This is a genomic window from Rhodanobacter sp. B04, from assembly GCF_002001125.1.
GTDB lineage: Bacteria > Pseudomonadota > Gammaproteobacteria > Xanthomonadales > Rhodanobacteraceae > Rhodanobacter.
In genome coordinates this window covers 52,615-71,507 of record NZ_MUNV01000005.1, presented here as the reverse complement: position 1 = coordinate 71,507, position 18,893 = coordinate 52,615, and the positions used below count along the sequence as shown (strand labels likewise).

Here is an 18,893-nt window from a genome sequence, read left to right as displayed (position 1 = left end):
GAATGGCCGTTGGCCGGGTCAGGCGTTGTCGCGGACGGCCTGCAGCAAGAGCTGTCCCGGTGGCGTCGCGAACCAGGCCGCGTGGCCAAGCAGGAAGGTGTCGTAAGCCACGTCGGCGTTGACGCGCGAGCCGGTGATGCGGTGGAAATACTCGACCTCGGACAGCGCGAAATCCACATGCACCAGTGGCAGCAGGTCGGCCAGCAGATGGATCTCGGCGGCCTCCAGCGGGCGCTGCCGCCGATAGCCTTCGATCAGCGCACGGGCGATATCGAGGTGCACGGCTGCCTCGCCGGTGTCCAGCGCCAGCCACGCGATCGCGTTGCGCTCGATCGCGGTGGCGAGATCGAACAGTGCGCAGTTGGCGGCGGCGAGACCGAAGTCGAGTACGGCGGTGATGCGTGCATCCACGCGGTCGTCGCTCCAGCACAGGTTGGAGACATGCCAGTCGCCGTGTGTCCACAGCCGTGTCTGTTTCGCCAGCTGCGGCTGCGCGGCATGCCAGGGCGCGAACAGCTCGGCGAGATCGGTTTGCCAGTCGCGATCGCGCAGGTAATCGGCCAGACCCGGTCGCTGCCGCAGTTGCGCCTGCAGCGTGGCGATCGGGTCGGATGCGGTGATCAGCTCGCTGCGCGCGACCAGGACATGGGTATCGCGCTGGGCGCCGCGGTAGCCGGTGGCGGCATCATGCAATGCCGCCAGCATGTGGCCGGCGCTGATCGCGTGTTCGCGGTTCGGTAACGGCGACCACGAGATCGCGTCGCGATAGATGTCGATACCGGCAGCGTGTTCGTGCGCCTCGTAGACCCAGTCGCCGAGCGCCACGGCGGTTTGCCCCCGCACATTACCCAGCACCATCGGTATCGGCATGCCGTTGCCGCGCAGATGGGCGATGAGGCGGTGCTCTTCGCTGAGCGTGGCGACCGAACGCACGCTGCGGTGATGGCGCTTGATGAAGACGGTCCCGCCGGTGGTTTCGACCAGGCAGGCGGCCGACAGCGGGCGCGGACTGTGCCAATCGATGCGCGTGGCTGTGCCGAGCTGCGGATAGCCGCGCAGCAGCGTGTCGACCTCGGCCACGGTCAGCGTGGGCCAGTCCGGTGGCGTGCTGTCGCCGGCCAGTCCGTGCGCGACGTGGGTGGGGTCGTTCATGGGCAGCTGATGATGGGCAGGCGCTGGATTATCGCTGAAGGGTGCGCTGCACGCTTTCGCACGCGTACGGCATCGCGTTTAATGGGAAGCCTTCCCCTTGTGGTCTGCCGCCATCCGATGAGCGCAATGCTGCTGCTGTTCGTCTGCCTGTTCCTGGGCGTGCTGGTGGCGCGCTTTGCGAAGCCGCCGGTGGGTATCGTGGCGGGCATCAACTGGTGGGTGATCAACGTGGCGCTGCCGGCGCTGGTGCTGGATCTGATCCCCGGGGTGAAGTTCGATCCGCAGCTGTGGTTTCCGGTGGCGGCGATGGTGCTCACGTTCGGCGGCGCGTGGCTGCTGTTCGGCCTGCTCGGGCCGCGGCTGGGCTGGTCGCGGCAACGCACGGGCGCCTTGATCCTCGTCTGCGGCCTGGGCAATACCTCGTTCATGGGTTACCCGTTGATGCAGGCGCTGCACGGCCAGCCGGGCTTGACGCTGGCGGTGGTGGCCGACCAGCTTGGCGCGTTTCCGCTGCTCGCATCGGCCGGCATCTTGGTGGCTTCGGTCCATGCGGGGCGCAAACCGGAGCCGGCGCTGATCCTGCGGCGCATCCTGACGTTTCCCGCCTTCGTCGCACTGGTCGTCGGCATCGTGGCTGGCCAATGCGGCGGCTGGCCGGAACTGTTGCATGGGGTGTTTGCGCCGATCGGCGTCACGTTGACGCCACTGGCGCTGTTCTCGGTCGGCCTGCAATTCAGGTTCCGTCCCAGCGACCGCCAGCTGGGTGCGGTCGGCTGGGGGCTGGCCTGGAAACTGCTGCTGGCGCCGCTGCTGTGCTGGGCGATGGGCGTGGCGAGTGGCGTGGGCGGCCTGGTGCTCACGGTCGGGGTATTGCAGGCGGCGATGGCGCCGATGGTCTCCGCGGCGATCCTCGCCGACGAGTACGAGCTGGAGCCCGCGCTGGCCAACACCGTGCTGGGCGCCGGCATCGTGCTGTCGCTGCTGACCGTCCCGTTGGGCAACCTGTGGCTGGGGTAGGAACTTTGCCGGCTTGCGCCGGATCGCTACTGAGTCGAGACTAGCTGGCATCTCATGGGCGGGTAGGGGGTCCTGTCATGGCGGGTTTTGATGTGTTCAAGCGGCTCTTCGGAGGCGATCCTTCCGAGCGCCGGGCCGTGCCGCGCGATGGCGTGCCCAAGGGTGCCTGGGTGCTGGTGGTGGATGACTCGGCCACGATCCGCGCCGTGCTTGGAAAGATGCTCAACCAGGACGGCCATGTGGTGTTCAAGGCGCCGGATGGCGAAGCGGCGATCGAGCTGGCGCGCAAGGAGCGCCCCGATCTGATCTTTCTGGACATCGTGCTGCCGGGCATGAACGGCTTTGCCGTGTTGCGTGCGCTGCGTCGCGATCCGCTGACGCGGGACATTCCGATCGTGATGATCAGCGGCAACCTGCAGGCGACCGAGCAGTTCTACGTGCAGCGTTTTGGCGCCGACGACTTCATGAAGAAGCCGTTCGGTCGTGGCGAGGTGTTCGCGCGAATCCAGCACCTGACCAAGACCGGCCGGCTGGTGGTGCGCCAGCGCACCGCCGAGGAGTCGTTGCCCGCGCAACCCGAGCATACCGAGGCCGAGCACGCGGCGATTCCGGATATCGCGATGCCGGATCCGCATGACCTGATCGTGCCGCCCAACGGACATTCCTGAGCTGTCCGTCAGCCGGACCGTGTCCTTGCAGGCCATGTCACTGACCGAAGTGCGCGTCGACGTATGGCTGTGGGCGGCGCGCTTTTTCAAGACGCGCAGCCTTGCCAAGCAGGCGATTGACGGCGGCAAGATCGACCTCAACGACGCCGGCTGCAAGCCGGCGAAGCAGTTGCGCACCGGCGACCGCCTGAAGATCGGCCGGGGTGAGGAGCGGCTGGAAGTCGAGGTGCTGGCCTTGTCCGACAAGCGCGGCCCGGCCAGCGTGGCGCAGACGCTGTTCCGCGAGACCGAAACCAGCCGGGTGGCCAGGGAGGCCGCCCGTGAGCAGCGCCAGCTGGTGGGGGCCGCGGGCCCCGCCAAGCGCCCCGACAAGCAGGATCGTCGCGAATTGCGACGCATGAAGCATACGCGCTGAGTAGTGCATCCCAGAAAGCCGGCCCGATCTGCAGCACCATCTGCACATATCCATGGGGCTGCGCGCTGGCGCAACCTCCCACGATTCGGAGGCTTGTATGGACGGACTCGCGTTGAGGAACGGCATCGGCTTCTTCAAGCGCCTGCTTGGCACCGGCAGTGACGGGCAGCGTGCGGACATGCACCTGCAGACGGTGACCGGTGCGCGCATGCTGGTGGTCGACGATTCGCCGACCATCTGCGCAGTGCTGGGCAAGATGCTGGACAAGGATGGCTACGCCGTGACCAAGGCGCTCGATGGCGAGAGCGCGATCGAGCTGGCCCGCAGCGAACTGCCGGCGTTGATCTTCCTGGACATCGTGCTGCCCGGCATCAACGGGTTTGCCGTGTTGCGCGCGCTGCGCCATGACGAGCTGACCCGGCACATCCCGATCGTGATGATCAGCGGCAATCCGCAGGCGACCGAACAATTCTATGTGCAGCGTTTTGGCGCCGATGACTTCATCAAGAAGCCGTTCGGGCGGAACGAAGTAGTTGCCTGCATCGATCAGCTGGTCCGCTCGGGGCGCCTGATGGCACGCGATGTTGCGCGGGAACGGGTCATGCCGCTGTCCATGCTGGCTGAAGCATCGACAGACGTCTTGCCAACCATGGCAGCTTGATCAGGTGGCGATGCCGGCGACACGGTAACCCGGTCGCCGGCTTGTCGCTGGCGCGCGGCGCGCGTATCAGTCCTTGAGTCCCAGCGCCTTGGCCACGCCTGCCGCATAGGCCGGATCGGCCTTGGCGAAGTGGCCGAGCTGGCGCTGGATGATCGCCTCCGGCACGCCCTGCATCGCCGCGGCGATATTGCCGAACAACTGCTGCTGCTGGTCCGCGCTCATCAGGCGGAACAGGTCGCCTGGCTGCGTGTAGTCATCGTTGCCGATGCGATGGTCGTAGCGGTCGGCATCGCCGGAGATCCTCAGCGGCGGTTCCTTCACGGACGGATCCTCGACCGGACCGCTGAACGAATTCGGTTCGTAGTTCACCCGGCCGCCGCCGTTGTCGCCGTAGCGCATCAGGCCGTCGCGCGCGTAGTTGTGCACCGGGCAGCGCGGCTGGTTCACCGGCAGCTGGTCGTGGTTCGCGCCAAGCCGGTGACGCGCGGCGTCGGCGTAGGAGAACAGGCGGAACTGCAGCACCTTGTCCGGACTGAAACCGATGCCGGGCACCACGTTGGCCGGCGAGAAGCTGGACTGCTCGACCTGGGCAAAGTAGTTGTCCGGGTTGCGGTTCAACTCCATCACGCCGACCTCGATCAGCGGGTAGTCCTTGTGCGGCCATACCTTGGTCAGGTCGAACGGGTTGTACGGGGTCTTCTCGGCATCGGCCTCGGGCATGATCTGCACGTACATCGTCCACTTCGGGAAGTCCTTGCGCTCGATCGCCTCGTACAGGTCGCGCTGGTGCGATTCGCGATCCTCGCCGATCAGCCTGGCGGCTTCGGCGTTGCTGATGTTCTTGATGCCTTGCTGGGTCTTGAAGTGGAACTTTACCCAGTAGCGTTCGCCAGCCTCGTTCCAGAAGCTGAAGGTGTGGCTGCCGAAACCGTGCATGTGGCGCAGGCTGGCCGGAATGCCGCGGTCGCTCATCAAGGTGGTGACCTGGTGCAGCGATTCGGGCGACAGCGACCAGTAATCCCACATCGCCGTGGCGCTGCGCATGTTGGTACGCGGGTCGCGCTTCTGCGTGTGGATGAAGTCGGGAAACTTGTACGGGTCGCGGATGAAGAACACCGGCGTGTTGTTGCCGACCAGGTCCCAGTTGCCTTCCTCGGTATAGAACTTCAGCGCGAAGCCGCGCACGTCGCGCTCGGCATCGGCCGCGCCGCGCTCGCCGGCAACGGTGGAGAAGCGTGCCAGCATCGGCGTCTGCGTGCCCGGCTCGAACAATTTCGCGCGGGTGTAGCGGGTGATGTCGTGGGTGATCGTCAACGTGCCGAATGCGGCCGAAGCCTTGGCATGCACCACGCGCTCGGGGATGCGCTCGCGGTTGAAGTGGGCGTGCTTCTCGAACAGCGCCACGTCCTGCACCAGTAGCGGACCACGCGGGCCAGCGGTGAGGCTGTTCTGGTTGTCGGCCAGCGGCGCACCGGCGTCGGTGGTCAGGGTCTTGCGATCATGGCTCATGGTGGGTTCCTGCTCGGTGGGGACTTGTGCAGGCTACGCCCAAGGGCGTATTGAGGGAATTAGGTTGTATGGATGCTTTCGATAGCCATTGACTATCGGTGGATCGGCGCATGCGTGACGGCTACCGGGCCAACGGCCGCGATTGCATCAACCGTGGCTGAACAGATGCCGGGACGAAGCCGGTGACGGTCAACGCGGCTCGCGGTCATGCCGTTCCCCGTGCTTGTGCCAACCAGATGGGTCGACCTGTCTGGCCAGCGCGGGGGAAGGGGCTCTCACTTGTTCGATCGCCAATGACCCAACGTGCGAGTGTCAGCCATGTGCACGGATGCCAATATGTCTCCCGGGCGACGGCGCGGTTCTCTCCGATACATGTCCAATCCTGCCAATTCACATGACCGAGGGTGTTACTCATGAATGCAAAGACGACGTTCCGCTTCAGCTTGATGGGGTTGCTGGTTTCCGCCGTGTTCGCTTCCGGCGCAGCCATGGCGCAGGCGACAACCGACACCGCGGTTCCCGGGCATCCGCGCGTCAACGAGGTCAACCAGCGCCTGGACAACCAGCAGAACCGCATCCAGAACGGCGTGAAGGATGGGCAGATCAACGCCAAGCAGGAGGCACGCGACGAGAAGCATGACTCCAATATCGCGCAGCGCGAGAGCGCCGACGAGGCCAAGCACAATGGCCATCTGACCAAGCAGGAACAGCACAACCTCAACAAGTCCGAGAACAAGAACAGCCGCCGTATCCACCGTCAGCGTACGCACTGATAGTTTCGGATGCGCTGACGCTAGGCCTTGCTTGCCTGAGCCTCCCGTGTTCGCACGTGGAGGCTTTTTGGCGGCCATGGCCGATCGGCCTTGAGCGTCGTCCGGGCATGGCGTGAACTGGGGCGTACGCCAGAGGCGGCATCTCTGGCTAAGCTGTCATGTTGGACTGGTACATCGTGATTCCGGATGGTTTCGTAGTCCGGATCCGGACCTGCTGCACCCCAGCGAGTCGGTGCGCTGCCGCAGGGCGTGCCCCCGGGATTTTTGTCGCCGGCGTTCCCGCCAACCTGGAGTTTCGTTTGCCCATACATCGGACCTGCGGTCTCAAGTGCTTGCTGGCGCTCGGCGTGTTGCTCTTGCTGGGCGGTTGCCAGGGCGCACTGTTTGCCGGACTCAATAGCACGGACGAGCGCCGGGGCATCGAGGTCGAGCGCGATGTCGTGTTCGACGTGCAGCATCATCTCGCGCTTGATGTCTATCGTCCCGCCTCCGTGGAGCACGCGCCCATCGTGGTTTTCTTCTATGGCGGCGACTGGATGCGCGGCAAGCGCCAGTGGTACCGCTTCACCGGCGCTGCGCTGGCTGCGCGCGGCGTGATCGTGGTGGTTCCGGATTACCGCAAGTATCCAGGCGTGAAAATGGACGGCTTCATGCGGGACGCGGCGGACGCGGTGGCATGGACCCATGCTCATGCCGCGCAGATCGGCGGTGATGCCGGGGGCATTTTCGTGATGGGCCATTCGGCCGGCGGGCAGATCGCGGCCTTGCTCGCCACCGACCCGCGTTGGCTGGAGGCCGATGGCATGCAGCCGCGTGAGTTGGCCGGCTTCATCGGCCTGGCCGGCGTCTACGACTTCGTGCCGATCGCGGCGAAGGAAAAGGACATGATCGGCATGTTCGGCAAGACGCCGGCCGAGCAGCGTAGCGCACAGCCGGTGTCGTTCGTGCACGGCGCCGAACCGCCGATGCTGCTATTGCACGGAACCGCCGATCACGAAGTCGATCCATCCAACAGCAAGTCGCTGGCGCGTGCGATGCAGGCGCGGCACGAGGACGTCACCTTGAAGCTTTACCCAGGCGTGGGTCATTCGGCGCTGCTGCTTTCGATATCACGGCCGCTGCGTGGCGATGCGCCGACGCTGGACGACGTGCTGATGTTCATCCATGCGCATGAGAAGCGCGCGTCACGCGTCCGGGAACCCGGTCGCGGCTGAGATGCGCATGCTTCTCGGATAACTGGCGATTCTGCACAGTCGCACGGGCTGCTTGCCAGCCAGCGCCGCGCCGGCCTCGGCGGCAATCCCAAGCGCGTTGCCGGGAGCTGCTCACTGATCGTCCTGCGCCCGGTAGATCGGCATGTCGGGATTGCGGCGAAAGGTGAAGATCAGGCTGGTCTCGATATGCGCCACTTCCCGGCGCGTGGTGAATGCGTCCAGTGCGAAGTCGCGCAGGTGGTCGCTGTCGGCTACCGCCACATGCAGCAGGTAATCGTTGGCGCCGGCGACGTGATAGAACGCCAGCACCTCGCGCATGGTCAGCAGGTAGGCGTGGAAAGCGTCCAGATCCTCGCGCGAATGCCGCGCCAGCCGCACGCTGATCATCGCCTGCAGGCCGATGCCGACCGCCGCCGGCGCGACCTCCGCGTGGTAGCCGGTGATGGCGCCATGCTCGCGCAGCCGGCGTACCCGTTCCAGTGCAGTCGACGGTGCCACGCCGACGCGTTCGGCCAGGTTCTTGTTCGGCAGTCGCGCGTTCTTTCGCAACTCGCGCAGTATCGCGAAGTCAATTCGGTCGAGATGCATGAAAGTGGCTCACGGCGAAATAAGATTCGGTGGATGGTTTTAAGTGCATAGGTTGATTCTAGTATCAGATCATTCTATCGAATGAGACTGGAATCATGGCGCATCCTGAAACGCTCGGTGTCCACGCCGGCCGCGAAGCCTTTTCCGAGTTGGGCGTGCATGCGCCGCCGCTGGATCTGTCCACCACTTATCCGGTGCGCGACCTCGGCGACGGCACGGCGAGCTTCGACGCGCTGGTCGGCGGCGCGGCCACGGCGGCCAACCCGATCTATGCGCGATTGCACAATCCCACCGTGGCGCGTTTTGAAAACGCGCTGGCGCAGTTGGAGGGCACCACCGACGCGGTGGCGTTTGGTTCGGGCATGGCCGCCATGTCGGCCTGCCTGCTGGCCGCTGGCCAGCGCGGCCAGCATGTGCTTGCGGTGCGCCCGCTCTACGGCACCACCGATCATCTGTTGAACTCGGGCCTGCTCGGCATTCGCACGCGCTGGGTTCGGCCGGAGGAGGTGGCTGCAGCGATCGATGTCGACACGGCGCTGGTGATCATCGAGACGCCGGCCAATCCGACGCTGGATCTGATCGACATCGCCGCAGTGGTGAAGGCGGCCGATGCGGTACCGGTGCTGGTGGATTCCACTTTCGCCACACCCGTGCTGCAACAGCCGGTGGCGCTCGGGGCGACCCTGGTGCTGCACAGTGCGACCAAGTTTCTCGGTGGTCACGGCGATGTGATTGCCGGGGTGGTGGCCTGCAATGCCGACTGGGCGGTGGCTCTGCGCCAGGTGCGCGCGGCCACCGGCGGCCTGCTGCACCCGCTCGGCGCCTATATGCTGCATCGTGGCTTGCCGACGCTGTCGCTGCGCGTGCTGAAGGCGCAGCAGAACGCGCAGATCCTGGCCGAACGGCTGGCTGCGCACGCGATGGTGGCGAAGGTCAGCTATCCCGGCCTAGGTACGGTGACCCAGGCCCACCTGGTGGGTACGCAGATGCGTGGACCGGGCAGCCTGATGGCGTTCGAGATGCGCGGCGGCCATGCCGCGGCGGCGAGGGTCATGGCGGCCGTGAAACTGGCCACGCCGGCGGTGAGCCTGGGTTCGGTCGACACCTTGATCCAGCATCCGGCCGGGCTGACCCACCGCGTGGTGGATGCGGCCACGCAGGCGCAGCACGGCATCACGCCGGGCTTGCTGCGGCTGTCGGTCGGCATCGAGCATGTCGAGGACGTGTGGGACGATCTCCGTCAGGCCCTGGACGCGGCCCGGCTCAGCGCCGCGGCCTGAACTCCGGCGGGCGTCGGTGGCCGGGTGCGGTGGCGCGGATCAGTTATCCGCTGCCGCGCCCGCTTTCAGGCCAGCGCCTTGAGCCGGTAGAGCGCCTCCAGCGCTTCGCGGGGGGTCAGCGCATCCGGATCGACCGCCTCCAGTGCCCGTTCCACGGCAGAAGGGGCCGCCGCTGCGAACAGCCCCAGTTGCGGCGAATTCCCGGTCACGGGTTTCGCCGCCGAGGCATGCTGGTGCATGCCGCGCTCCAGTTCGCCCAGCGTGCGCTTCGCATCGGCGATCACCGATTTCGGCAAGCCGGCGAGCGCGGCGACCTGCAGGCCGAAACTGCGGTTGGCCGGACCGTCCTTCACCGCGTGCATGAACACCAGTTGCTCGCCGTATTCGACGGCGTCGAGATGTACGTTCGCGATGGTCGGGTATTCGCCGGCCAGTTCGGTCAGCTCGAAGTAGTGCGTGGCGAACAAGGTATAGGCGCGGCTGTTGCGCGCCAGGTGTACGGCGGCGGCGCGCGCCAGCGAAAGGCCGTCGTAGGTGCTGGTGCCGCGGCCGACTTCGTCCATCAGCACCATGCTGTGTTCGGTGGCGTTGTGCAGGATGTTCGCCGTCTCGCTCATCTCCACCATGAAGGTGGACTGGCCCCGTGACAGGTCATCGCCGGCGCCGATGCGGGTGAAGATGCGGTCGATCGGGCCGATTACTGCGCGTGATGCGGGTACGTAGCTGCCGATATGCGCCAGCAGCACGATCAGTGCGTTTTGCCGCATGTAGGTGGATTTGCCGCCCATGTTGGGGCCGGTGATCACCAGCATGCGGCGGCCGTCATCGAGCGCGAGGTCGTTCGGCTCGAACGGTTCGTCACGCACCTTTTCCACCACCGGGTGACGGCCGCGCTCGATCGCGATGCCGGGTTCGTCGGTGAGTTCCGGTGCAGTCCAGTCCAGCGCTTCGGCACGCTCGGCCAGGGTGGCGAGCACGTCGAGTTCGGCCATCGCGGCGGCGGCGGCTTTCAGCGGTTCGAGTTTCCCGGTGAGTGTGTCGAGCAGCGCTTCGTACAGCGCGCGCTCGCGCATCAGCGAGCGCTCCTTCGCCGACAGCACCTTGTCCTCGAACGACTTCAGCTCCTCGGTGATGTAGCGTTCGGCGTTCTTGGTGGTCTGCCGGCGCGTGTAGTGCGTGGGCGCCTTGTCCGACTGTGCCTTGGTGATCTCGATGTAATAGCCGTGCACGCGGTTGTAGCCGACCTTCAGCGTGCTGATGCCGCTGGCGGCCTTCTCGCGCTCCTCCAGCTCGACCAGGTATTGATCGGCGTGGGTCGACAGCCGGCGCAACTCGTCGAGTTCGGCGTCGTAACCGTCGGCGACCACGCCGCCATCGCGCTGCAGGACTGGCGGCTGCGCCACGATGGCGCGGGCGAGCAGGGCGGCACTGTCGGCGTGATCGCCGATGCGTTCGACCAGGGCATGCAGTAGGGGGCTGTCCAGCGCGGCGATCTGTTCGCGCAACACCGGCGCGGCGGCGAGGCCGTCGCGCAGGGTGGACAGGTCGCGCGGCCGCGCCGAGCGCAGCGCCACGCGAGCGAGGATGCGTTCCAGGTCACCGATGCCGCGCAGCTGTTCGCGCAGCGGTTCGTAGCGACGGCTGTCGATCAGCATGCCGATCGCCTGATGGCGTTGGCGCAGCAGGTCGCGCGAGCGCAGCGGCCGATTCAGCCAGCGGCGCAGTAGGCGCGTGCCCATCGGCGTCACCGTCTCGTCGAGCACGCCGAGCAGGGTGTGTTCGGTGCGGCCGCTGGGATGCGTGTCCAGTTCCAGATTGCGACGGGTGGCCGCGTCCAGTGCGACCGTCTCGCCGGCGCTTTCCACCGCCATGCCGGTGAGGTGCGGCAGCGCGCTCTTCTGGGTTTCCTCGACATAGCCGAGCAGGCAGCCGGCCGCGGCGGTGGCCAACGGCAGGTTGTCCACGCCGAAGCCGCCGAGGTCGCGGGTGCCGAAGAAGCGATTGAGCTCGCGCTTCGCTGCGTCGGTGTCGAAGTGCCACGGCGGCCGCTTGCGCAGGCCGGGCAGCGTGCCGACCAGCTTCGGCCACGCGACGCTTTCGTCGACCAGGGTCTCGGCCGGCTGCAGCCGCGCCAGTTCGGCGGCCAGCGCTTCGGCGTGGGGTACTTCGCTGAGCAGGAAACGGCCGCTGGACAGGTCGACCCAGGCGAGGCCGTACGTGCCATTCGACCCCGCCGCGATCGCCAGCAACAGGTTGTCGCGACGTTCTTCCAGCAGTGCCGCATCGGTCACCGTGCCGGGCGTGACGATGCGCACCACCTTGCGTTCGACGATGCCCTTGGCCAGCGCCGGGTCGCCCATCTGCTCGCAGATCGCCACCGACTCGCCCAGGCGCACCAGCCGCGCCAGATAATTCTCCGCCGCGTGGTATGGCACGCCAGCCATCGGAATCGGTGCTCCACCCGACTGGCCGCGCTGGGTCAGCGTGATGTCGAGCAGCCGTGCCGCCTTGCGTGCATCGTCGTAGAACAATTCGTAGAAGTCGCCCATGCGGAAGAACAGCAACACCTCCGGGTGCTCGGCCTTGGCCGAGAGGTACTGGCGCATGAACGGGGTGTGCTTGGTGAGATCGTCGTGGCTCATGCAATGCAAGTCTTGGCGTGGTCGCGTGGAACGGGTAGAACGGTGCACTTGCGCATGGCGCAAGGTGCATTCAAGTCCGGGAGTCTCGCATGGAGTTGTCGTCTGTTCCTACCGATGCCGAGTTGCTGGCGCTGGCCGCCGAGGTCGCGACCGAAGTGCAACGGTGCCGGTTGATGCTGGTCACGGCCGAATCCTGCACGGGCGGCTGGCTGGCCAAGACGCTGACCGACCTGCCGGGCAGTTCGGCCTGGTTCGACGCCGGTGTGGTGACCTACAGCTACGAAGCCAAGGAAGCCTTGCTCGGGGTCAATCCACGCACGCTCGAACACACCGGTGCGGTCAGCGAGGAAACGGTACTGGAGATGGTCTCCGGTGCGCTGGCGCGCTTTGGCGCCGGTGTGGCGGTGGCGGTGACCGGCATTGCCGGGCCATCGGGAGGCACGCCGGACAAGCCGGTCGGTACGGTGTGGATCGGCTGGAAGCGTCGCGGCGGTTACGGGCACGCACGGATGTTCCACTTTCCGGGCGATCGCGAGGCCGTGCGGCGGCAGACGGTGGCCGCGGCGCTCATCGGCTTGCGGAAAACCCTGACCGAGTGAGGCGCAAGCTGCCGCCAGACCGACTTGACCGGTGTGGGATACTGGCCGCCTTGCAGCCGATCGCCCTCGATCCCAGCCCGTGAGACTCGATCCGGGCATCATGCATCCCATTCACAGCCCAACCGGAATACAAGACGATGGATGACAACAAGCGCAAGGCCCTCACTTCCGCCCTCGGCCAGATCGAGAAGCAGTTCGGCAAGGGTGCGGTGATGCGCATGGGCGACCGCGTCAACGAGGCGATCGAGACGATCTCCACCGGCTCGCTGGGGCTGGATATCGCGCTCGGCGTCGGCGGCCTGCCGCGCGGTCGCGTGGTCGAGATCTACGGTCCGGAATCCTCCGGCAAGACCACCATGACCCTGCAGGCGATCGCCAGCTGCCAGCGCGCCGGCGGCACCGCCGCGTTCATCGATGCCGAGCACGCGCTCGACCCGACCTACGCGGAAAAGCTGGGCGTCAAGGTCGACGACCTGCTGGTGTCGCAGCCGGATACCGGCGAGCAGGCATTGGAAATCGCCGACATGCTGGTGCGCTCGGGCGCGGTCGACATGGTCGTGGTCGACTCGGTCGCCGCGCTGACGCCGAAGGCGGAAATCGAGGGCGAGATGGGCGATTCCCATGTCGGCCTGCATGCGCGCCTGATGAGCCAGGCGCTGCGCAAGCTCACCGCCAACATCAAGAAATCCGGCTGCTTGGTGATCTTCATCAACCAGATCCGCATGAAGATCGGCGTGATGTTCGGCAGCCCGGAAACCACCACCGGCGGCAACGCGCTGAAGTTCTACGCCTCGGTGCGCCTGGACATCCGCCGCATCGGCGCGGTGAAGAAGGGCGAGGAGATCATCGGTTCGGAAACCCGCGTCAAGGTGGTCAAGAACAAGGTGGCGCCGCCGTTCCGCCAGTGCGAGTTCGAAATCCTGTACGGCGAGGGCACCTCGCGCGAAGGCGAGATCATCGAGCTGGGCGTGGCGCAGAACCTGATCGACAAGTCCGGCGCCTGGTACAGCTACAACGGCGACCGCATCGGCCAGGGCAAGGAGAATGTGCGCCAGTACCTGCGCGACAACCCGGCCACCGCCAACGAGATCGACCAGCAGTTGCGCGCGCGCCTGCTGGTGCCGGTTGGCAAGCCTGCGGCCGCACAGGAAGAGGCGCTCGAGGAAGCGTGAGGCGTGACGCTTAGTTGCCTCCAGAGCAATGCATGGCCCGGCTTGTCCGGGCCATGCGCGTTTGCGTGGCCATGAAACGTCCTCCCGCCAAGGAAGATCAGGCCAGGCCGAAGCGCAGCGCCTACGACAAGGCGCTTGGCTTGCTGGCCCGTCGCGAGCATTCGCGGCGCGAGCTGAAGACCAAACTCCGCCAGGGTGGCTATGAGGGCGAGGAAACCGGCGCCGCGCTGGACCGGCTAGGCGAGCAGAAGTACCAGGACGACGACCGTTTCGCCGAGGTGCTGCTGCGCAACCGGATTGCGCAGGGTTACGGCCCGATGCGCCTGCGCGTGGAGCTGAAAAGCCATGGACTGGCCGATGCCCGGATCCGCGAGTTGCTCGACGCGGCCGAGGTCGACTGGGACGCTTCGGCCGCCACCCAGCTGCGGCGTCGCTACGGCGGTGCGGGCACGACGGACCCCGTCGAACGCACCCGTCGGGCGCAATTCCTCTTGCGCCGCGGCTTTCCGGCCGCCACAGTACGGCGTGTTACCCACGCCGACGTGGACGACGCTACCGACGATATCTCCTGAAATCCATCCTCCGCGGAGGATGGATGGACTGAACGCGGCGGTGCGGCCATGGCGTGGCCTTCTACCGTTTGCCGCCATGACTCGCATGAAAACTGCCGAAATCCGTTCTGCCTTCCTCGATTATTTCCGTTCCAAGGACCACACCATCGTGCCGTCCAGCTCGCTGGTGCCGTCCAGCGACCCGACCCTGTTGTTCACCAACTCGGGCATGGTGCAGTTCAAGAACGTGTTCCTCGGCAGCGAAAAACCTGGATACGTCCGGGCAGCGGACGTGCAGCGCTGCCTGCGCGCCGGCGGCAAGCACAACGACCTGGATGCCGTGGGTTACACGGCGCGTCATCACACCTTCTTCGAGATGCTGGGCAACTGGTCGTTCGGCGACTACTTCAAGCGTGACGCGATTCTGTATGCATGGGAATTGTTGACGAGCGTGTTCAAGCTGCCTGCCGAGAAGCTGTGGGTCACCGTCTATCACACGGACGACGAAGCGTTCGACATCTGGAACAAGGAAGTCGGCGTGCCGGCCGAGCGCATCGTGCGCATCGGCGACAACAAGGGTGCGCCGTTCGCCTCGGACAATTTCTGGCAGATGGCCGACACCGGTCCCTGCGGCCCGTGCACCGAGATCTTCTTCGACCATGGTGCCGAGATCGCCGGTGGGCCGCCGGGTTCGCCCGACGAGGACGGCGACCGCTATATCGAGATCTGGAACCTGGTGTTCATGCAGTTCGACCGCGCGCCGGACGGCACGCTGAGTCCGCTGCCGGCACCGTGCGTGGACACCGGCATGGGCCTGGAGCGCCTGGCCGCCGTGTTGCAGCACGTGCATTCCAACTACGAGATCGACCTGTTCGCGCACCTGATCGGCGTGGCCGGCGAACTCACCGGCACCAAGGATCTGGCCAACAAGTCGCTGCGCGTGATCGCCGATCACATCCGTGCCTGCTCGTTCCTGATCGTCGACGGCGTGCTGCCGTCCAACGAAGGCCGTGGCTATGTGTTGCGCCGGATCATCCGGCGCGCCCTGCGGCATGGCTGGATGCTCGGCGTGCGCGGCGACTTCTTCTGGAAGATGGTGCAGCCGCTGGTCGAGGAAATGGGCGAGGCTTATCCCGAGCTGCCGGCGAAGCAGGCGTTCGTGGAAGATGCGCTGCGCACCGAGGAACAGCGCTTCGGCGAGACGCTGGAGCACGGCATGCGCCTGTTCGATGAAGTCGCAACCAAGTCCGGCAAGACCATTCCGGGTGCCGACGCGTTCCGCTTGTACGACACCTACGGCTTTCCGGTCGACCTCACCGCCGATATCGCGCGCGAGCGTGGCCTCGAGGTGGACATGGCCGGTTTCGAGCAGGCCATGAACGAGCAGCGCGAGCGTGCCCGCGCCGCCGGTCGCTTCGAAGCCAAGGGCCTGATGCCGGCCGAACTGGCTAGCCAGCTCAAGCCCACGGTTTTCCTCGGTTACGAGGCGCTGCATGGCCAGGACGGCAAGGTGCTCGGCATCGTGCGTGGCGGCAAGCAGGTAGAGCAGCTGGGCGAAGGCGAGGAAGGTCTGTTGATTCTGGACCGCACGCCGTTCTACGCCGAGTCGGGCGGCCAGGTCGGCGATACCGGCGAGCTGCGTCATGCTGCCGGTCGTTTCGATGTCGGCGATACGTTGAAAATGGGCGGCGTGTTCTTCGGCCATGCCGGCCGCTGGCATGGGACGCAACCGTTGCGCACTGGCGATGTGGTCGAGGCCCGCGTGGATGCCGCCCGGCGCCAGGCGATCGTGCTCAACCATTCGGCGACACATCTGCTGCACGCGGCCTTGCGCGAGGTGCTGGGCGACCACGTCAGCCAGAAGGGTTCGCTGGTGGCGCCGGAGCGCCTGCGCTTCGACTTCGCGCACTTCAAGCCGATGAGCCATGACGAGCTGGCCCGGGTGGAGGAGATGGTCAATGCCGAGGTGCGCCGCAATGTGGCCGCCGAAGTGCACAACATGGGCTACGACCAGGCGATCGAGTTCGGCGCGATGGCTTTGTTCGGCGAGAAGTACGGCGACGAAGTGCGCGTGCTGAAGATGGGCGATTTCTCCACGGAGCTGTGCGGCGGCACCCACGTCGGCCGCACCGGCGACATCGGCCTGTTCAAGATCGTCAGCGAGGCTGGCGTGGCCTCCGGTGTGCGTCGCATCGAGGCAGTCACCGGTACCGGTGCGCTGGCTTACGTGGCCGAGGAAGAGCGCCGCCTGGGCGAGCTGTCGCAGTTGCTCTCCAGCAGCGGCGACGATGCCGTGGAGAAGCTGCGCCAGCTGTTCGACAAGCAGAAGAAACTCGAGCGTGAGCTGGATGCGCTGCGCAGCAAGGCCGCTGGTTCGGCTACCGCCGACCTGGCCGGCTCCGCCCAGGATGTCGGCGGCATCAAGGTCGTTGCCGCGCGCCTGGAAGGGTTGGACGCCAAGTCGCTGCGCGACAGCGTGGATCAACTCAAGCAGCAGCTCGGCGACTGCGTGATCCTGTTGGCCGGTGCGGCGGAAGGTCGCGTCTCGCTGATTGCCGGCGTGCATGGCAAGGCGCTTGGCAGGGTCAAGGCCGGCAGTGTGGTGGCACACGTCGCCGCACAGATCGACGGCAAGGGCGGCGGCCGGCCTGACATGGCGCAAGGCGGCGGAACGGATACACCCCAGTTGCCGGCCATCCTGCAGGCATTGCCGGATTGGGTCGCAGGCCAATAGTTGCCGAGATGCAACCTGAACCTGCCATTTCGCACGATTCAGGTAGATTGCGCACGATAATCGCGCTCAGTTAGTATCGGTGCGGTGTTGACGTTGCCTTGGAGCAGCGTCACCAGTCAGGACGCTATGGAGTGTTTTGGCTGTGAGCCGGGAAGGCGGTAGGGCCTTCGGCGGATCAATCGTCGAACTGCGGATGGATGGGCTCAGGGGTGAGATGCCGTCGATCTGCAGGCCTGTGACCAACAGCATTAATGGAGTAGGAAATCATGTTGATTCTGACCCGCAGGGTCGGTGAGACCCTGATGATCGGCGACGAGGTGACCGTTACCGTTCTGGGCGTGAAGGGCAATCAGGTGCGTATCGGCATCAACGCGCCCAAGAACGTGGCCGTCCACCGCGAGGAAATCTATCAGCGGATCAAGGGCGAAAACGAAGGTGGCGGTTCGCCGGAAGGTTCTGCCGAGCACTGATTGCGCAGCAAGTACTTTACCTGGAGCTCGCCGGTCAGTATCCTTCGCGGCTCCGCAGCAATGCGGGAACAAACCCCGGAGAGATGCCCGAGTGGCCGAAGGGGCTCCCCTGCTAAGGGAGTATAGGGTCAAAAGCCTTATCGAGGGTTCGAATCCCTCTCTCTCCGCCAATGAAGTGAGATAAGTTGTTGATTTCAAACAACTTATCTGTGAGACAGGACGGCTGGTATGCCATTGGGTATGCCAGCCGTTATTGTTTGTGGTTCTGTCTCGTTGAGGCTTGTTAGACAGACTATCCGCAGATAGTGCTTCGCGGCGTAGCAAGGGAGCGCGCCTATGAGGCGTGCTTGTATGAAAATGCACACGTCGCGCCCGCGCTGCAAGGGGAAGGGCGGGGCCCTCGAGTTCTTGTTGGTAGCCTTTGTTGTCCTTTCATTGGCTGCTTGTGAGAGCAGGCAAGCGCCAGCACCACAGGTCGCGGTGGACATCCATAAAGGCGATGTCTGCGCGGTCTGTGGGATGTACATCGAGGCCGGCCCCGGGCCGCGTGGGGAGGCCTATGTTCAGGGTGACAAGTTCCCCCTGAAATTCGGCTCAACCCGTGATTTCTTTGCCTATATCCTGCAACCGGAAAACATGACAAGGCTGCAGCATCTGCTGGTGCAAGACAGCGCCCGAATCAATTGGCAGCACCCCTCCAACGAGGCCAATACGTTTGTCGATGCGCGTAAGGCCTACTACGTGGCTTGGCAACCACTGAGTGGCTTGATGGGACCAACGTTTGCATCGTTTGCCTCCAGGCAGGATGCCGAGGCATTCGTTAGCAAGCACGGCGGAGAAGTATTGCGATTTCCCGACGTGACTCCCGAGCTGACCTCGATGCTTGGGTATAGCTGCCCGACTCAAGGCTCACCGGAATTTGCCTTGGCCAAAGCTTGTATTAGGCCACCTCATTCTGCTGATTCGCCGTGGGCTAAGCAGGAAGAACTCCCTGATCTGCTGCGCATGTCGAACTCTGCTCCGCATGAGATTGATTCAGGGCAGCGAAAGAGGCAGCTCCCTCTGCTTGACGGGAAATCGCACTGACATAGAAGGTACCTCTGTTGCGTGCGAACGCTAGGCTGATGCAATGGCGGCAGTATTCTGCCTGGTTACCGTCGGCTCGCTGACGTCAAATGCCTATTAGATTGGCGAGTGGCCTATTCGCGAATTCTTTCAATCTTGAACATTTGGCATCGAATCATCCTTGTAGTCGTGGTTGTGTTGGTTTTTGATGCAAGCAAGTTGAGCCGTATGGGCCGGATTTGGGGTCAGCTATTCGGAGGCTTAAGAAAAACATGAATGGTGAGGAAGGGCGGGATCTTGGGGCGCAAGACCAGTTGGCGGCATAGGCTCTGTCTGAAAGCAGTGTTGGACAAGACAATCGTGGAAGCATCAGCAAGCCTTAG

Annotated in this window: 17 protein-coding genes and 1 tRNA gene; 14 read left to right on the top strand and 4 right to left on the bottom strand. The window is 65.1% G+C overall.

Features of this window, described 5'->3' with window-relative positions; genetic code table 11:
* Positions 1-18: 18 nt before the first annotated feature.
* A complete protein-coding gene (locus B0E46_RS00350; protein ID WP_077553730.1) occupies positions 19-1,152 on the bottom strand; it encodes a phosphotransferase in 1,134 nt (377 codons plus the stop codon).
* 126 nt (positions 1,153-1,278) lie between these two features.
* Between B0E46_RS00350 and B0E46_RS00345 the strand changes: the two genes are divergently transcribed.
* From B0E46_RS00345 to B0E46_RS00330, 4 genes are all read left to right on the top strand, one after another.
* Positions 1,279-2,169, top strand: a complete 891-nt coding sequence (locus tag B0E46_RS00345) for an AEC family transporter (protein WP_077553729.1) — start codon at positions 1,279-1,281, stop codon at positions 2,167-2,169.
* 77 nt (positions 2,170-2,246) lie between these two features.
* Positions 2,247-2,837 carry a response regulator gene (locus tag B0E46_RS00340; RefSeq protein ID WP_077553728.1) on the top strand — a complete coding sequence of 197 codons (591 nt, stop codon included), beginning with the start codon at positions 2,247-2,249 and terminating at the stop codon, positions 2,835-2,837.
* Between the two features lie 34 nt (positions 2,838-2,871).
* Entirely contained in the window at positions 2,872-3,252 is a 381-nt protein-coding gene (locus B0E46_RS00335; protein ID WP_077553727.1) for an RNA-binding S4 domain-containing protein, read from the top strand.
* Between the two features lie 97 nt (positions 3,253-3,349).
* Positions 3,350-3,913 (top strand): response regulator, encoded by a 564-nt coding sequence (locus B0E46_RS00330; protein ID WP_077553726.1) that lies wholly within the window; start codon positions 3,350-3,352, stop codon positions 3,911-3,913.
* A 66-nt stretch (positions 3,914-3,979) separates the two neighbouring features.
* Here the strand turns inward: B0E46_RS00330 and B0E46_RS00325 are convergent, their stop codons facing one another.
* Complete coding sequence (locus tag B0E46_RS00325; protein ID WP_077553725.1) at positions 3,980-5,422, bottom strand: catalase; 1,443 nt, start codon at positions 5,420-5,422, stop codon at positions 3,980-3,982.
* A gap of 413 nt (positions 5,423-5,835) precedes the next feature.
* Between B0E46_RS00325 and B0E46_RS00320 the strand changes: the two genes are divergently transcribed.
* Complete coding sequence (locus B0E46_RS00320; protein WP_077553724.1) at positions 5,836-6,195, top strand: hypothetical protein; 360 nt, start codon at positions 5,836-5,838, stop codon at positions 6,193-6,195.
* 347 nt (positions 6,196-6,542) lie between these two features.
* A complete protein-coding gene (locus B0E46_RS00315) occupies positions 6,543-7,409 on the top strand; it encodes an alpha/beta hydrolase (RefSeq protein ID WP_254424984.1) in 867 nt (288 codons plus the stop codon).
* Positions 7,410-7,520: 111 nt separating this feature from the next.
* Here B0E46_RS00315 and B0E46_RS00310 read toward each other — a convergent pair whose 3' ends face one another.
* Complete coding sequence (locus B0E46_RS00310; RefSeq protein ID WP_077553722.1) at positions 7,521-7,997, bottom strand: Lrp/AsnC family transcriptional regulator; 477 nt, start codon at positions 7,995-7,997, stop codon at positions 7,521-7,523.
* A gap of 95 nt (positions 7,998-8,092) precedes the next feature.
* Between B0E46_RS00310 and B0E46_RS00305 the strand changes: the two genes are divergently transcribed.
* Positions 8,093-9,277: an aminotransferase class I/II-fold pyridoxal phosphate-dependent enzyme gene (locus B0E46_RS00305; protein ID WP_077553721.1), complete on the top strand. Its 1,185-nt coding sequence runs from the start codon at positions 8,093-8,095 to the stop codon at positions 9,275-9,277.
* A gap of 65 nt (positions 9,278-9,342) precedes the next feature.
* Here B0E46_RS00305 and mutS read toward each other — a convergent pair whose 3' ends face one another.
* Positions 9,343-11,919 carry a DNA mismatch repair protein MutS gene (gene mutS, locus B0E46_RS00300; RefSeq protein ID WP_077553720.1) on the bottom strand — a complete coding sequence of 859 codons (2,577 nt, stop codon included), beginning with the start codon at positions 11,917-11,919 and terminating at the stop codon, positions 9,343-9,345.
* An 89-nt stretch (positions 11,920-12,008) separates the two neighbouring features.
* Between mutS and B0E46_RS00295 the strand changes: the two genes are divergently transcribed.
* The 7 genes from B0E46_RS00295 (at position 12,009) to B0E46_RS00265 (ending at position 18,531) form a co-directional block, all read left to right on the top strand.
* Positions 12,009-12,518, top strand: coding sequence for a CinA family protein (locus B0E46_RS00295; RefSeq protein ID WP_077553719.1), 510 nt, complete (start codon positions 12,009-12,011; stop codon positions 12,516-12,518).
* 137 nt (positions 12,519-12,655) lie between these two features.
* Positions 12,656-13,690: a recombinase RecA gene (gene recA, locus B0E46_RS00290; RefSeq protein ID WP_077553718.1), complete on the top strand. Its 1,035-nt coding sequence runs from the start codon at positions 12,656-12,658 to the stop codon at positions 13,688-13,690.
* A 71-nt stretch (positions 13,691-13,761) separates the two neighbouring features.
* Complete coding sequence (locus B0E46_RS00285; RefSeq protein WP_254424983.1) at positions 13,762-14,262, top strand: regulatory protein RecX; 501 nt, start codon at positions 13,762-13,764, stop codon at positions 14,260-14,262.
* A gap of 85 nt (positions 14,263-14,347) precedes the next feature.
* On the top strand, positions 14,348-16,975 hold the full coding sequence (alaS, locus tag B0E46_RS00280; RefSeq protein WP_077553716.1) for an alanine--tRNA ligase: 2,628 nt from the start codon (positions 14,348-14,350) through the stop codon (positions 16,973-16,975).
* A 266-nt stretch (positions 16,976-17,241) separates the two neighbouring features.
* Positions 17,242-17,445, top strand: coding sequence for a carbon storage regulator CsrA (gene csrA, locus B0E46_RS00275; protein WP_077553715.1), 204 nt, complete (start codon positions 17,242-17,244; stop codon positions 17,443-17,445).
* Positions 17,446-17,522: 77 nt separating this feature from the next.
* Positions 17,523-17,615 (top strand) — tRNA-Ser (locus tag B0E46_RS00270).
* A 181-nt stretch (positions 17,616-17,796) separates the two neighbouring features.
* The gene (locus B0E46_RS00265; protein WP_077439592.1) at positions 17,797-18,531 is read left to right on the top strand and encodes a nitrous oxide reductase accessory protein NosL; all 735 of its coding nucleotides are present in this window, start codon (positions 17,797-17,799) and stop codon (positions 18,529-18,531) included.
* Positions 18,532-18,893: the final 362 nt, after the last annotated feature.